This is a genomic window from Streptococcus milleri (genome assembly GCF_900636525.1).
Classification (GTDB): Bacteria; Bacillota; Bacilli; order Lactobacillales; family Streptococcaceae; genus Streptococcus; species Streptococcus hominis.
The window spans coordinates 728,067-743,644 of sequence record NZ_LR134288.1 but is presented as its reverse complement, the minus strand read 5'-3'; the positions used below and the strand labels follow the sequence as shown (position 1 = coordinate 743,644).

At 41.9% G+C, this 15,578-nt stretch carries 9 protein-coding genes and 1 other annotated feature; all 9 genes read right to left on the bottom strand.

The genetic code is table 11. The annotated features are described in order from the left end of the window. Positions 1-66: 66 nt before the first annotated feature. On the bottom strand, positions 67-7,944 hold the full coding sequence (locus tag EL087_RS09325; protein WP_232008259.1) for a MucBP domain-containing protein: 7,878 nt from the start codon (positions 7,942-7,944) through the stop codon (positions 67-69). A gap of 352 nt (positions 7,945-8,296) precedes the next feature. Beyond that, positions 8,297-8,590 (bottom strand): 50S ribosomal protein L27, encoded by a 294-nt coding sequence (gene rpmA, locus EL087_RS03600; RefSeq protein WP_003032879.1) that lies wholly within the window; start codon positions 8,588-8,590, stop codon positions 8,297-8,299. A gap of 17 nt (positions 8,591-8,607) precedes the next feature. Continuing rightward, positions 8,608-8,952 carry a ribosomal-processing cysteine protease Prp gene (locus EL087_RS03595; RefSeq protein ID WP_003040403.1) on the bottom strand — a complete coding sequence of 115 codons (345 nt, stop codon included), beginning with the start codon at positions 8,950-8,952 and terminating at the stop codon, positions 8,608-8,610. 16 nt (positions 8,953-8,968) lie between these two features. After that, positions 8,969-9,283 (bottom strand): 50S ribosomal protein L21, encoded by a 315-nt coding sequence (gene rplU, locus EL087_RS03590; protein WP_126406899.1) that lies wholly within the window; start codon positions 9,281-9,283, stop codon positions 8,969-8,971. A gap of 34 nt (positions 9,284-9,317) precedes the next feature. Next, positions 9,318-9,389, bottom strand: a sequence feature (ribosomal protein L21 leader region). A 135-nt stretch (positions 9,390-9,524) separates the two neighbouring features. After that, positions 9,525-10,739 carry a tRNA uracil 4-sulfurtransferase ThiI gene (gene thiI, locus EL087_RS03585; RefSeq protein WP_126406897.1) on the bottom strand — a complete coding sequence of 405 codons (1,215 nt, stop codon included), beginning with the start codon at positions 10,737-10,739 and terminating at the stop codon, positions 9,525-9,527. Positions 10,740-10,742: 3 nt separating this feature from the next. After that, positions 10,743-11,885: a cysteine desulfurase family protein gene (locus EL087_RS03580; RefSeq protein ID WP_126408133.1), complete on the bottom strand. Its 1,143-nt coding sequence runs from the start codon at positions 11,883-11,885 to the stop codon at positions 10,743-10,745. 112 nt (positions 11,886-11,997) lie between these two features. After that, complete coding sequence (locus EL087_RS03575; protein WP_126406895.1) at positions 11,998-13,917, bottom strand: fructose-1,6-bisphosphatase; 1,920 nt, start codon at positions 13,915-13,917, stop codon at positions 11,998-12,000. 42 nt (positions 13,918-13,959) lie between these two features. After that, complete coding sequence (locus EL087_RS03570; RefSeq protein WP_126406893.1) at positions 13,960-14,778, bottom strand: pyruvate, water dikinase regulatory protein; 819 nt, start codon at positions 14,776-14,778, stop codon at positions 13,960-13,962. Between the two features lie 13 nt (positions 14,779-14,791). Further along, positions 14,792-15,421, bottom strand: a complete 630-nt coding sequence (locus EL087_RS03565; protein ID WP_059220636.1) for a CBS domain-containing protein — start codon at positions 15,419-15,421, stop codon at positions 14,792-14,794. Between the last annotated feature and the right edge of the window lie 157 nt (positions 15,422-15,578).

The following is a 15,578-nucleotide window of genomic DNA, read 5'->3' as shown; positions in this document are numbered from 1 at the left end:
AAAGCTTATCCTTTCTATCGAATGATTCAACCTTTAGATCACTTTTATATGTTTACAAAAGATTCATCAATCTTCTTTTTTTCGACGACCAATATAACCGAAAGCTGATAAAAGTAAACTTACGCCCGTCAGCGTTGCAAGCGTTGGACCAACTTGAGAATCACCTGTGCTTGGCAAGATTTCTGTTTTCGTTGGAGTTGCTTTTGTAGGAGTCGTTGGTACAACTGTCGGAGTAGTTGGCTTGTCCGGCGTTGACGGAACAACTGGAGGAGTTGGAGTTGGTTTATCTGGGGTTACTGGGACTGCAGTATAATGAACATCCTTAACCATATCTTCTTGAGTGACTGTTTCTGCCGAAACAGTTGCCACATCTACTGTGTAGCCTGGAATGACTGGAGATGGAACAGCGTCATAGGTTGCCTTGTCAGCTACCCAATCCGTAGTCTTCACAACATCTCCCGTTACCTTATCTTTCGTCACCGTCCGTGTCCAAGTTGCTGTTTGCACATTATCGGCTGGCGTCTGGCTACCTGCTCCATGATAACGAACTGTCAAGCTCACTTTCTCGTTTTCTTGGCTATCTGTCGTACCATGTTTCAAATGAACCACTACATTTTGATCCACACCGCTGTCTGTGTCAAATTTAGCTGGTAATTCATCTTTAGAGACTAATTCGTAGCCTTGAGCCAGATAGCCTGCTAAAACAGTGTCGTATTTCTTTTGTGTTGCTACTGGAAGCTCTGCACCTGATTCACCAGTCGTTAATTCCACTTGGTTTTCTAGAGTCGTACCTGTTGTATCATCAACGACCGTGTAAGTCACTTTTTGATTATTTAACCCCAACACTTCCTTATAAACGTACGTCACTTGGGTCGTCCCTTCAATGACCTTCCCTTTTTCGTTGCTTGGAAGTTGGGAATCCACTAATCGATAGGTCTTCCCGTCAGAAGTGACTATCGTCGTTTTGCGATGTTCTTCCGTATCATAAGGCGTATTGGTGGAGGCTCCGGAAAGGGCTGTGACATCGTCTTGCAGCTGGTGACCGGACTCATCTTGGTAATGAACCGTCACATTTCCCAACACTTCCTTATAAACGTACGTCACTTGGGTCGTCCCTTCAATGACCTTCCCTTTTTCGTTGCTTGGAAGTTGGGAATCCACTAATCGATAGGTCTTCCCGTCAGAAGTGACTATCGTCGTTTTGCGATGTTCTTCCGTATCATAAGGCGTATTGGTGGAGGCTCCGGAAAGGGCTGTGACATCGTCTTGCAGCTGGTGACCGGACTCATCTTGGTAATGAACCGTCACATTTCCCAACACTTCCTTATAAACGTACGTCACTTGGGTCGTCCCTTCAATGACCTTCCCTTTTTCGTTGCTTGGAAGTTGGGAATCCACTAATCGATAGGTCTTCCCGTCAGAAGTGACTATCGTCGTTTTGCGATGTTCTTCCGTATCATAAGGCGTATTGGTGGAGGCTCCGGAAAGGGCTGTGACATCGTCTTGCAGCTGGTGACCGGACTCATCTTGGTAATGAACCGTCACATTTCCCAACACTTCCTTATAAACGTACGTCACTTGGGTCGTCCCTTCAATGACCTTCCCTTTTTCGTTGCTTGGAAGTTGGGAATCCACTAATCGATAGGTCTTCCCGTCAGAAGTGACTATCGTCGTTTTGCGATGTTCTTCCGTATCATAAGGCGTATTGGTGGAGGCTCCGGAAAGGGCTGTGACATCGTCTTGCAGCTGGTGACCGGACTCATCTTGGTAATGAACCGTCACATTTCCCAACACTTCCTTATAAACGTACGTCACTTGGGTCGTCCCTTCAATGACCTTCCCTTTTTCGTTGCTTGGAAGTTGGGAATCCACTAATCGATAGGTCTTCCCGTCAGAAGTGACTATCGTCGTTTTGCGATGTTCTTCCGTATCATAAGGCGTATTGGTGGAGGCTCCGGAAAGGGCTGTGACATCGTCTTGCAGCTGGTGACCGGACTCATCTTGGTAATGAACCGTCACATTTCCCAACACTTCCTTATAAACGTACGTCACTTGGGTCGTCCCTTCAATGACCTTCCCTTTTTCGTTGCTTGGAAGTTGGGAATCCACTAATCGATAGGTCTTCCCGTCAGAAGTGACTATCGTCGTTTTGCGATGTTCTTCCGTATCATAAGGCGTATTGGTGGAGGCTCCGGAAAGGGCTGTGACATCGTCTTGCAGCTGGTGACCGGACTCATCTTGGTAATGAACCGTCACATTTCCCAACACTTCCTTATAAACGTACGTCACTTGGGTCGTCCCTTCAATGACCTTCCCTTTTTCGTTGCTTGGAAGTTGGGAATCCACTAATCGATAGGTCTTCCCGTCAGAAGTGACTATCGTCGTTTTGCGATGTTCTTCCGTATCATAAGGCGTATTGGTGGAGGCTCCGGAAAGGGCTGTGACATCGTCTTGCAGCTGGTGACCGGACTCATCTTGGTAATGAACCGTCACATTTCCCAACACTTCCTTATAAACGTACGTCACTTGGGTCGTCCCTTCAATGACCTTCCCTTTTTCGTTGCTTGGAAGTTGGGAATCCACTAATCGATAGGTCTTCCCGTCAGAAGTGACTATCGTCGTTTTGCGATGTTCTTCCGTATCATAAGGCGTATTGGTGGAGGCTCCGGAAAGGGCTGTGACATCGTCTTGCAGCTGGTGACCGGACTCATCTTGGTAATGAACCGTCACATTTCCCAACACTTCCTTATAAACGTACGTCACTTGGGTCGTCCCTTCAATGACCTTCCCTTTTTCGTTGCTTGGAAGTTGGGAATCCACTAATCGATAGGTCTTCCCGTCAGAAGTGACTATCGTCGTTTTGCGATGTTCTTCCGTATCATAAGGCGTATTGGTGGAGGCTCCGGAAAGGGCTGTGACATCGTCTTGCAGCTGGTGACCGGACTCATCTTGGTAATGAACCGTCACATTTCCCAACACTTCCTTATAAACGTACGTCACTTGGGTCGTCCCTTCAATGACCTTCCCTTTTTCGTTGCTTGGAAGTTGGGAATCCACTAATCGATAGGTCTTCCCGTCAGAAGTGACTATCGTCGTTTTGCGATGTTCTTCCGTATCATAAGGCGTATTGGTGGAGGCTCCGGAAAGGGCTGTGACATCGTCTTGCAGCTGGTGACCGGACTCATCTTGGTAATGAACCGTCACATTTCCCAACACTTCCTTATAAACGTACGTCACTTGGGTCGTCCCTTCAATGACCTTCCCTTTTTCGTTGCTTGGAAGTTGGGAATCCACTAATCGATAGGTCTTCCCGTCAGAAGTGACTATCGTCGTTTTGCGATGTTCTTCCGTATCATAAGGCGTATTGGTGGAGGCTCCGGAAAGGGCTGTGACATCGTCTTGCAGCTGGTGACCGGACTCATCTTGGTAATGAACCGTCACATTTCCCAACACTTCCTTATAAACGTACGTCACTTGGGTCGTCCCTTCAATGACCTTCCCTTTTTCGTTGCTTGGAAGTTGGGAATCCACTAATCGATAGGTCTTCCCGTCAGAAGTGACTATCGTCGTTTTGCGATGTTCTTCCGTATCATAAGGCGTATTGGTGGAGGCTCCGGAAAGGGCTGTGACATCGTCTTGCAGCTGGTGACCGGACTCATCTTGGTAATGAACCGTCACATTTCCCAACACTTCCTTATAAACGTACGTCACTTGGGTCGTCCCTTCAATGACCTTCCCTTTTTCGTTGCTTGGAAGTTGGGAATCCACTAATCGATAGGTCTTCCCGTCAGAAGTGACTATCGTCGTTTTGCGATGTTCTTCCGTATCATAAGGCGTATTGGTGGAGGCTCCGGAAAGGGCTGTGACATCGTCTTGCAGCTGGTGACCGGACTCATCTTGGTAATGAACCGTCACATTTCCCAACACTTCCTTATAAACGTACGTCACTTGGGTCGTCCCTTCAATGACCTTCCCTTTTTCGTTGCTTGGAAGTTGGGAATCCACTAATCGATAGGTCTTCCCGTCAGAAGTGACTATCGTCGTTTTGCGATGTTCTTCCGTATCATAAGGCGTATTGGTGGAGGCTCCGGAAAGGGCTGTGACATCGTCTTGCAGCTGGTGACCGGACTCATCTTGGTAATGAACCGTCACATTTCCCAACACTTCCTTATAAACGTACGTCACTTGGGTCGTCCCTTCAATGACCTTCCCTTTTTCGTTGCTTGGAAGTTGGGAATCCACTAATCGATAGGTCTTCCCGTCAGAAGTGACTATCGTCGTTTTGCGATGTTCTTCCGTATCATAAGGCGTATTGGTGGAGGCTCCGGAAAGGGCTGTGACATCGTCTTGCAGCTGGTGACCGGACTCATCTTGGTAATGAACCGTCACATTTCCCAACACTTCCTTATAAACGTACGTCACTTGGGTCGTCCCTTCAATGACCTTCCCTTTTTCGTTGCTTGGAAGTTGGGAATCCACTAATCGATAGGTCTTCCCGTCAGAAGTGACTATCGTCGTTTTGCGATGTTCTTCCGTATCATAAGGCGTATTGGTGGAGGCTCCGGAAAGGGCTGTGACATCGTCTTGCAGCTGGTGACCGGACTCATCTTGGTAATGAACCGTCACATTTCCCAACACTTCCTTATAAACGTACGTCACTTGGGTCGTCCCTTCAATGACCTTCCCTTTTTCGTTGCTTGGAAGTTGGGAATCCACTAATCGATAGGTCTTCCCGTCAGAAGTGACTATCGTCGTTTTGCGATGTTCTTCCGTATCATAAGGCGTATTGGTGGAGGCTCCGGAAAGGGCTGTGACATCGTCTTGCAGCTGGTGACCGGACTCATCTTGGTAATGAACCGTCACATTTCCCAACACTTCCTTATAAACGTACGTCACTTGGGTCGTCCCTTCAATGACCTTCCCTTTTTCGTTGCTTGGAAGTTGGGAATCCACTAATCGATAGGTCTTCCCGTCAGAAGTGACTATCGTCGTTTTGCGATGTTCTTCCGTATCATAAGGCGTATTGGTGGAGGCTCCGGAAAGGGCTGTGACATCGTCTTGCAGCTGGTGACCGGACTCATCTTGGTAATGAACCGTCACATTTCCCAACACTTCCTTATAAACGTACGTCACTTGGGTCGTCCCTTCAATGACCTTCCCTTTTTCGTTGCTTGGAAGTTGGGAATCCACTAATCGATAGGTCTTCCCGTCAGAAGTGACTATCGTCGTTTTGCGATGTTCTTCCGTATCATAAGGCGTATTGGTGGAGGCTCCGGAAAGGGCTGTGACATCGTCTTGCAGCTGGTGACCGGACTCATCTTGGTAATGAACCGTCACATTTCCCAACACTTCCTTATAAACGTACGTCACTTGGGTCGTCCCTTCAATGACCTTCCCTTTTTCGTTGCTTGGAAGTTGGGAATCCACTAATCGATAGGTCTTCCCGTCAGAAGTGACTATCGTCGTTTTGCGATGTTCTTCCGTATCATAAGGCGTATTGGTGGAGGCTCCGGAAAGGGCTGTGACATCGTCTTGCAGCTGGTGACCGGACTCATCTTGGTAATGAACCGTCACATTTCCCAACACTTCCTTATAAACGTACGTCACTTGGGTCGTCCCTTCAATGACCTTCCCTTTTTCGTTGCTTGGAAGTTGGGAATCCACTAATCGATAGGTCTTCCCGTCAGAAGTGACTATCGTCGTTTTGCGATGTTCTTCCGTATCATAAGGCGTATTGGTGGAGGCTCCGGAAAGGGCTGTGACATCGTCTTGCAGCTGGTGACCGGACTCATCTTGGTAATGAACCGTCACATTTCCCAACACTTCCTTATAAACGTACGTCACTTGGGTCGTCCCTTCAATGACCTTCCCTTTTTCGTTGCTTGGAAGTTGGGAATCCACTAATCGATAGGTCTTCCCGTCAGAAGTGACTATCGTCGTTTTGCGATGTTCTTCCGTATCATAAGGCGTATTGGTGGAGGCTCCGGAAAGGGCTGTGACATCGTCTTGCAGCTGGTGACCGGACTCATCTTGGTAATGAACCGTCACATTTCCCAACACTTCCTTATAAACGTACGTCACTTGGGTCGTCCCTTCAATGACCTTCCCTTTTTCGTTGCTTGGAAGTTGGGAATCCACTAATCGATAGGTCTTCCCGTCAGAAGTGACTATCGTCGTTTTGCGATGTTCTTCCGTATTGTAATCGGTATCAATAGAAGCATTAGAAGTATCTTCAACACTTTCTTTAATAGTTTCGCCAGCTTGATTTTTATAATTTACGATAACATTTCCAGTCACTTCAACGTAATAATTATATACATTAGTTATTCCTAATTTAACTGTGCCTGTTATATTATCAGATGACGATACATATTTATAAACTTTACCATTGAATGTTATTCGGTCTTCATGCGTTCCTGTGTAGCCTTCACCTATAAGTGTACCTTTTGGTTTAACCGTTTGTGTTTCTGTCAACTTAGTAGTTGTACCTTGAATATAATTGTCAAGTAATACAGTCCCTGCTTTATTATAGCTAAAGAATTTATAACTTAAATTAGGCTTAGTTAAAACGAAAGGTGAAGGCAATTTACTTGTAATGGCTAGCCAATATCCTTTATCAAATTCCGAATATCTACGCATAGTAAACGAAATAACACTACCATTTTCTGTTACACCTGCAATACTAGTTTTATAAAAATCAGGATTGTCGTAGCTATCTGGAATTCCTGCTGTAGAAGTAGTTGCAGCTAAACGACTATCAGATTGTTTATCAACATAGGAACCCGTTATTTTTACTGGTTTGAAGTTATAATCTGTTATCCCTTCCTCATGAGTTTGTCCCTTATATATCGTTTTTGACAAACTTGTCAGCGCTAATATAGCTGGGTTTTCTTGATTAAATTGAATGAGATTATCATCTTCATCATAAAAACGGATTTTGACACCATACCTAGACGGTGCTGATAAATTATAAAAAGTATAGATTCCTTTTGTTGGATCTTTCTCAGCAAAGCCGATGATTCCTGTCGATTCGTTCAAATTTGTTACTTCATAAACCACTTTGGTAATTTTTTTACCATTGTAGCTTGAGTTTTGTAGATTTGTATAAGTAGCAGTTATAGTCTGACCTTTTTCAATCTTGGGTATCACAAATCTTCCTGATAAAGTGGTTGTATATGCGGCAACCGGATTATTAGAAAATGTCTTGCCACTACTTATATACTCTTCATACGACATCGCTTTTGGCATATCTTGTTGACCAAATTCAGTTGTACCTGTAATTGATAAATGAGCATTAGGTTCACTTTCAAATTTCAATCCTTGAGTTACAACTTCACTAAGATATCCTGGCTTAGTTGTATTGGCCTGCGCTGCTGCAAGATCGTTTTTGTATTTCTCTGTCGCTTCTTTGATACGTTTTGCTTGTTCTTTTTCACGCGCATTAGCTTTTGCTTCTAGAGTAGCGACTTCTGCTTCAGTATTCGCAGTTCCAATATTTTCTGTCGCCTCTTGCTTTGCTTCAATCCCATTATTCTTGGCTTCTGTTACAGCATCTTTTAATTTTTGATTTTCAACTGTTACATTTGGATTTTGATTTTCTGTCTGTGCAGTAGATAGCATTGTTTGAGAAACGGCTGCAGTAGGTGCTGTTGCAGCTGCTCTACTAGTTGAACTCATAGTAGTAGCTGAATCAGCCTTTGTAGTTGTCAGAGTAGTATTATCTCCTTGTCTAGCCATTTGTGATTGTACAGCAAGACTTGTATCTGACGCTTCAGCTATAGGTATAGGTGCTGTTGTTTTAGGACTTTCAATATCATCAGCCGCCACACTCTTGTGTAAACTAAACATTGCGATTATTCCAAATATAATAACACCAACAGTCCCGTAAATTTTATTTTTACGAATTGAGCCATGACCTTGAAGTTCATTATTTTTTCTAAACATGCTAGTATCCTTTTTATAAATTATTTATCTTATCTATTCCTGAAGGTATAACTATATATATATGGAAACAGAAGAGTTTTATTACTAATTACAACTATATTATTACTTGTAATCACGTTAAAGATATCATTATATATTATACTTTGATAATTGGAATAATTCAACTAATATGATACTAAAATACATGAAAAACACATGTAAAATGTACTTAAAATAAAGATAGCTGCAAAGTTGTTCACAGCTATCTTATAATGAGATGAAGATTGTTCGTTTTATCTACATTTCTTTTGTCGTTTTCAAATTATCATTTCCAAAAGAAAGACCCATACCATGAGGTAGGGACTTTCAATTCTTATTTCGCAATTGGGTAAACAGAAACTTGTTTTTTATCGCGACCTTTGCGTTCAAAGCGTACAACGCCTTCCACTTTCGCAAACAAAGTGTCATCTCCACCGCGTCCAACATTGACACCTGGATAGATGTGAGTACCGCGTTGACGATAAAGAATTGATCCACCAGTTACAGTTTGTCCGTCAGCCGCTTTAGCTCCAAGACGTTTTGCTTGTGAATCGCGTCCGTTAGATGTAGAACCTCCACCTTTTTTGTGGGCGAAAAGTTGCAGATTAGCAAGATTCATTTTCAACATAATGTTTTTCCTCCGTGTTAGTTTTCTGTGATAACTCTTGTTTGGACGAACTCAGCTGAGTCCTCCGATAAGTTTGCCATACCTAAGAAGAATGATTCAAAGAAAAGTTGAGTCATTTCTCTTTGGTGAGGTGGAATATCCGTAGGAATCTCTACTCGTAAAAATCCACCTTCTTCTTCGTTTAATTCTAAGATTGGTTCATAGCCTGCGAATTTCTCAATCGAATTGATGAAATTTATAGCAAGCGTAGAAACCGACGCACACACGACATCAAAGCCGTATTCGCCACTTTCGGCGTGTCCAGTAATTTCTGCACTCCTCAGCTCACCATCCTCGGCTCGTTCAAAGACTGCTTGTATCATGTGCTCTCCTTAAAAATTAAGCGTTGATTGTATTGATGACAACCTTAGTATATGGTTGACGGTGACCTTGTTTACGATGGCTACCTTTTTTAGGTTTGTACTTGTAAGTAACAACTTTCTTTTGTTTTCCTTGCTTTTCAACAGTTCCAACAACAGTAGCTCCAGAAACAAGCGGAGTTCCGACAACAGTGTTTTCACCACCAACAAGAACAACTTCGTCAAATGTTACATCTTGACCAGCTTCAACGTCTAATTTTTCAACGTAAATTGCTTGACCAACTTCAACTTTAACTTGTTTGCCGCCAGTTTTAATGATTGCGTATGTGCTCATTATGCACCTCCTATGAATTTTACGGGTTTCCCCTAATTTTGTGAAGACTCGCCTAGCATCGTGGGACGAACCACTTGTGACGATGTTCGAGCGGTTGCACAGGCTGTGCATAGTCAACTCTATAAGTATAGCATTTCTGATAGCCTTTGGCAAGTATTTTTTATCAAAAGACTAACTCAGTAGCTTTTAGTAATTTTTAATAATTTCCCAGAATAACTTCCAATCTCAAAATCCGTTCTTATTACAACAATCCCTCAATCATTTCATCCACCTCGTCTGTTTCTGCTTCTGGTGTAATTTCAGTAATGATGATACCAGCAACAGCACGTTCCACTAAAGCATCCACATCCATACGTGCTTCGTATTGCTCGGCATTTTTTATCTTTGGATTGGTTTTAGGCCTGTCTGGCGCAAAGATGGTACAACAATCTTCAAAGGGTTGAATCGAGATATTAAATGTATCAATCTTTTCAGCAATGTCAATGATTTCTAGTTTATCCATAGTCACGACTGGACGAATAATTGGAGTATTGGTGACAGCATTGATCGCTTGCATACTCTCTAGCGTTTGGCTAGCAACTTGACCAAGACTTTCTCCGTTGATGATAACAAGTCCCCCGCGTTCTTCACGAATGCGATCTGTAATGCGCATCATAAAGCGACGAGTTAGGGTCATCAGATAAGCTTCTGGTGCTTTCGCTTTAATTTCTTCTTGAATTTCCGTGAATGGCACTTCAATAAATTGAATACTGCCACCAAATTTGGTTAATTTGCGCGTCAAATCTTGCGCCTTTTTGAGAGCACCGGGACTTGTATAAGGGGGGCTAGCAAAGTGCACCGCTTCAATATCCACTCCACGTTTTAGAGCTAGATAGCCTGCAACGGGTGAATCAATCCCGCCTGACAGCATCAGCATGCCTTTTCCAGATGTTCCGACAGGAAGACCGCCTGCTCCACGAATCGTTTCATAGGACAGATAGGCTGCTTCTTCGCGGATTTCTACTTGCAGTGTAATATCTGGTGCTTTCATCTTGACTTGAACATGTGGAATCGCATCAAAGACTGCATTTCCCAAGGTCTGGTTCAATTCACGACTATCCAATTCAAAATTGTGGTCACTGCGTTTGCTGGCAATCTTAAAAGTCATCCCCTCTTTGTAAATTTCTTTCATAATTGTCTGCACCGCTTCAACCAAAGCAGGAACTGATTTTTCAATCTTATAAGACGGCGAGAAATTTTGAATCCCAAAAATCTGTTTAAGCGATTCTGCAACAGGTTGATAGTCCGTTCCGTGAAGATAGACATGTGCACGATCTCGGTCTGCTTTCACATGCACATCTGGGTAAATAGAGAGGACTACTTGCATATTGCGTTTCAATTTGTTAATAAAACGCATGCGATTTTTTCCTTTGGTTGAAAGCTCGCCGTAACGAACCATAATTTCTGAATATTGCATTGTTTACCTTACTTTTCTAGTTTTTTCATAAATGAGTTTAAACGTTGTCAGAAATTGCTCAATCTGACTCATATCATTATCGGCATCCAGACTAATTCGCACAGCCGTTTGAGCCAGGGATTTTTCAACACCCATAGCTATTAAGGTTCCAGCTGGTTTGCCAGCTTTAGAGGAACAAGCACTCGTAGTAGATATATAAATATCATACTCTTCAAAAGCATGGACCACTACTTCTCCTCGTACCCCCTTGATACCAATAGTTAGAATATGCGGTGCAAAATTTTCTGTTCCTGAAAAAATTGTTACATCAGGGTATTTAGCTAGCTCTTCTAGGATAATCCCTTTCATCTTGGCTGTCCGTGTAGTGAAGGATCCCAGATTTTCTATAGATAAACGCAAAGCTTTTGCCATTGCTGCAATACCCGCCAAATTTTCAGTCGTAGAACGCTTATCTGATTCTTGACCACCACCATTCAACAGCGGGCTGATTTTCTTACCAGACTTGATATAGACAAAACCAACACCCCGTAATCCATGAAATTTATGACTAGAAAATGTCGCAAAGTCCACGCGCTCGGTCAAGTAATCTTCCGTTGGAATCTTAGCTATGGCTTGTACTGCATCCACATGAAAAGAAATAGTTGGCTTGTCCGCTAAAAGTTCTGAAATAGCTGCAATTGGTTGAACAGATCCGATTTCATTGTTGACCGCCATGACTGAAATTAAAGTCGTATCCGATCGGATAAGGGTAGCTAATTTTTCAACATCTACAAAACCTTTTTTATCAACAGGTGCAAAATCCACTTCAAAACCTTGCTGCATCAGCCAGAGAGCGGATTCTTTCACTGCTGGATGCTCAATAGCAGATACAATGATATGCTTGCCATAGCGCGCTTTTTCAAAAGCCACACCCTTGATAACCCAATTATCACCTTCCGTCCCTCCAGACGTAAAGAAAATCTCTTGAGAGGATTTACCGAGAAGCTCCGCAATTTGCCTGCGAGATGCATCTAACAAGCGGGTCGCCTGATTGCCCAAACTGTGGAGACTAGAAGGATTTCCCCAAATTTTAGAAGCAACTTCTGTGTAGGTAGCCAAAGCCTCTGGGTAAGGCTTGGTCGTTGCTGAATTGTCTAAATAAATCATCTTAAATCTCTCCATTTCAATACTCCTATTGTAACACGAAAAAGAAATGGGGACAACAGCAAGACTTGAAATGAAAAGACCCTCCAAGTTTTGACTTGAAGAGCCATGAAGGTTAATCATAAAATTCATGCAAGAGAGCGGATAGTTCCTGTTGTTGTTCGATGAGGCTTTGACCGATTGTAGTTGATTTTATCAAAGTTCGCTCACGGACATGCTCAATCACTCTCTTCAAGGATGAGAGATCTACAGCCTTCTCAATCATTTTTTGCACATTTTGAAAAGGTTGGTGTGTGACAATTTGAAAACCATATGAATTATTGAGCAAGGAATAGCCAGCAATTCCCGTTTTCTTTTGATAGGCTTCACACAAACCACCGTCAATAACGAACAGCATTCCTTCACCTCGAATTGGAGATTCGCCTTTCAACGTTTTTACAGGTGTATGCCCATTTACAATCCTAGAATCTTCAGAAAAGAGACCGAATTCTTCCAAAATCAACTTGCAAATCTTAGCAGAATTCCGATAGGAGAAATAGGGATTTTCCTTTTCAACGTGCGTTTCCTTATCCTCAATAAAATAACGCTCTAAGGTGGTCATCTTATCCTTGCCAAACAAGGGAGACAGTTTTCCATTCCAACAATACCAGATAAGATCCGTTGAGAAATCGTCTTGAATCTCTGGATTTTTAGAACTTTCTCGAATGTGATATTCAAAAAAGTCGAGCAATTCTTTGCCAGCATAGCGGATTTCATTGATCTGTAAGGGTTGAAAGTCTCCTGACGCTTCTAGAGGAATGCAGCCATGAAAAAGGAGGTGATTATTATAAATCTTATACATCGAACCCTTGTTCATCAAAAAAGAAATGTGACGTTTGATTTGAATTGAATGCTGAAAAGAATCTAGCAAAGTAGCAACCACTTCCTCTTCCTCGTCTGTCAGCTGATCTGGCTCTTGAGGATTGATTGTTTGGAAGCAAGTATTAGCTAAAAAATGCTTCTTTTCTCCAACTAGAATACTCTCTTCCCAATAATCAATCTTATCAAGCGTCAAGTTTTGAGCCATATCAAACTCCGGCCGCCTTTTAATCAGTTGATTTTCCAATTTAAACTGAATGATTGCTAGTGCTTGGTGAACCTTTTCCAATTGGAGAATTTCTTTAGGAGAATAGCTGTCGCTTCGTTTTCCTAAGTTGGGCTTAAATTTCGCATTTTCCGAATAAGTCTTTTCGGCAAAAAGAACGATCGACCTTAGATTGAGACCATAAGCTCTCTCAATATCGTAAAGATAGCCATATCTAGCAGCTATTCGCAAGAGAATAAGCAAACATTCTTTCGAGCCAAAGAAAGCCCCCATCCAGATAATATCGTGATTGCCCCATTGAATATCCACAGAATGATAAGCCATGATTTCATTCATTACTTTATCTGCGGCTGCCCCGCGGTCAAAAATATCGCCAACTATATGAAGATGATCAATGATTAACTGCCGAATGACCTTTGCTAATGCCGAAATAAACTGACTTGCCTCGCCTAAATCAATCAAATAGTTCTGAATCGTTTCAAAATAAATATTGCTATCCGGCAAATTTCGATCTGTATAGAGCAATTCTTCAATCACATAAGCATATTGTGGTGGCAAAGCTTTTCTCACTTTGGAACGAGTGTATTTTGCTGCCACAAAAGTTAGCAAAGTCAACAAGTTTTGAATAATTTCTCCATACCAACTCTTGTCTTTCAAAGGATAAAGAAAACCATCGCTCAAAACTTCCTGGGGATAAGCAATCAGCAAGGTCAGCTTGTCTTTTTCCGCTTTTGATAATTCCTCTCCAAAGCAGTCGTTGATTTTTTCATTCAGATTCCCCGCACAGGTCCTTAGGATATAGTCAAAAGCCTCAAACTCACCATGAATATCGCTAAGATACAATTCTGTCCCTTTTGGCAAATTTAAAATAGCTTCCAGATTGATTAACTCTGTAATGACCTTTTGCTTGGAATCAAACTCTTTTAATAAAATTCGTTTGTATTGTTCCATTCGTTCACCTCGTTTAAATATAGCACCTTAGGGCTTTGATTCTTATTTTGAAGCCAGAGATTTTAAATGTTCTTCAATAATGCAAGCCGTTTCTTCAATAGATTTATCTGTCATATTGATAACATGTGCTTGATATTTTTGAAATACTTTTTTAGAATAGTCCAATTCTTCATAAATGTTTTCAATATCTGTATAGCTTGTAGCTTGTGTCAAACCGAGCGCATCCAGACGGTTACTTCTCACTTTTGCCAATTTATCTGGGTCACACACCAAGCCTATCATTCTTCTTCTATCTACTTTATCCAAGACTTGCGGTAGCGGAACCTCTGGAATCAAGGGAAGATTGGATACTTTGTAGCCTTTATTAGCTAAATAGATGCTGAGCGGAGTCTTGGAAGTTCGAGAAACTCCTAGAATCACAAGATCCGACTCCAAAAATCCTTGCGGGTTCTTGCCGTCGTCATATTTAACAGCAAATTCAATAGCAGAGATTTTATTGAAATATTCCGTGTCCAAACGGTGTAAGACTCCCGGAACTTCAATCGGCTGAGTACCTGTTTTTTCCTTGATGATTTCAAAGAACGGATTCATCAAATCCAGATAAGACAAATGATTGACTCTGCTAAATTCCCTCGCAGTTGCTGCTAAATGACTGTCTACTAAGGTACTGATCACAACTGCGTCATCCTTGATAGCGTCCTGCAAAATATCCAACAATTCAGATTCCTTATTGATAAAAGGAAACCGATAGCTATTATTAAAAATCAAATCTGGATATTGAGCCATGACGGCTGATAGTAATTTTTGGGATGTTCCTCCCAAAGAATCAGAAATGGCGTAAATGGTAATCTCTTGTTTCATGAAAACTCCTTTTTTATCTATTCACTTCTGCATTTCTAGCTTCTTGGATAATAAAGTCCAACAAAGCCGACTTCGTAATTGTTCCGATAATATGACCTTCATTTTGCTCCTCCACAACAGGCAAGGAATCAATAGCAAAATCCTGCAAAAGCGCCGCAGCTTCAAGGATATTCAAATCCTTATGGCAGGTTTTTATATGTGGCATTCTGGTCATGCAAACGGCTACTGGTGTCACATCAATATTGTCATTGAGCGCCGCTCTTAACAAATCCTTTCGCGATAAAATACCTAGTAGCTGCTTTTTTTCATCTATCACATAGAGAACATCTGCATCATACATAAATAAAGTAATAATGGCATCTTGAATAAACGAATCGTGCGCCACCAATACTGGTGAGGTCATGACATCTTCAACTTTCTTCTGAAAAGTATCAAAGAAAAAGAGCGTTTCCAAATCCGAACCAGCATAAGTGTAGCCAACTTTCGGACTTGCTTTTAAAATCCCCACTAAGGTTAGAAAGGATAAATCTGAGCGCAAAGTTGCTCTAGACACATCTAGCAGTTCTGAGATTTTTTCACCGCTAACCGGTTGATCTTTCTTTACAATCTCAACGATCTCTTTTTGTCGTTTTGTTAATTTCAACTTTTACTCCTTTTCCAATATCAATTTCAAATTATTATTATGTGTCATATTATAACAAATAAAACTCGTTTGTCAACGATTTATGATTGGTTTTTTCAGTTGACAAACATATATGACGTATATTACAATATATTTGTCTTTTATTATGACACATATT

What these genes read in the sequence shown, in the direction of transcription:
- EL087_RS09325 (WP_232008259.1), bottom strand. Translation starts at nt 7,944, where the DNA reads ATGTTTAGAAAAAATAATGAACTTCAAGGTCATGGCTCAATTCGTAAA.
- rpmA (WP_003032879.1), bottom strand. Translation starts at nt 8,590, where the DNA reads ATGTTGAAAATGAATCTTGCTAATCTGCAACTTTTCGCCCACAAAAAA.
- EL087_RS03595 (WP_003040403.1), bottom strand. Translation starts at nt 8,952, where the DNA reads ATGATACAAGCAGTCTTTGAACGAGCCGAGGATGGTGAGCTGAGGAGT.
- rplU (WP_126406899.1), bottom strand. Translation starts at nt 9,283, where the DNA reads ATGAGCACATACGCAATCATTAAAACTGGCGGCAAACAAGTTAAAGTT.
- thiI (WP_126406897.1), bottom strand. Translation starts at nt 10,739, where the DNA reads ATGCAATATTCAGAAATTATGGTTCGTTACGGCGAGCTTTCAACCAAA.
- EL087_RS03580 (WP_126408133.1), bottom strand. Translation starts at nt 11,885, where the DNA reads ATGATTTATTTAGACAATTCAGCAACGACCAAGCCTTACCCAGAGGCT.
- EL087_RS03575 (WP_126406895.1), bottom strand. Translation starts at nt 13,917, where the DNA reads ATGGAACAATACAAACGAATTTTATTAAAAGAGTTTGATTCCAAGCAA.
- EL087_RS03570 (WP_126406893.1), bottom strand. Translation starts at nt 14,778, where the DNA reads ATGAAACAAGAGATTACCATTTACGCCATTTCTGATTCTTTGGGAGGA.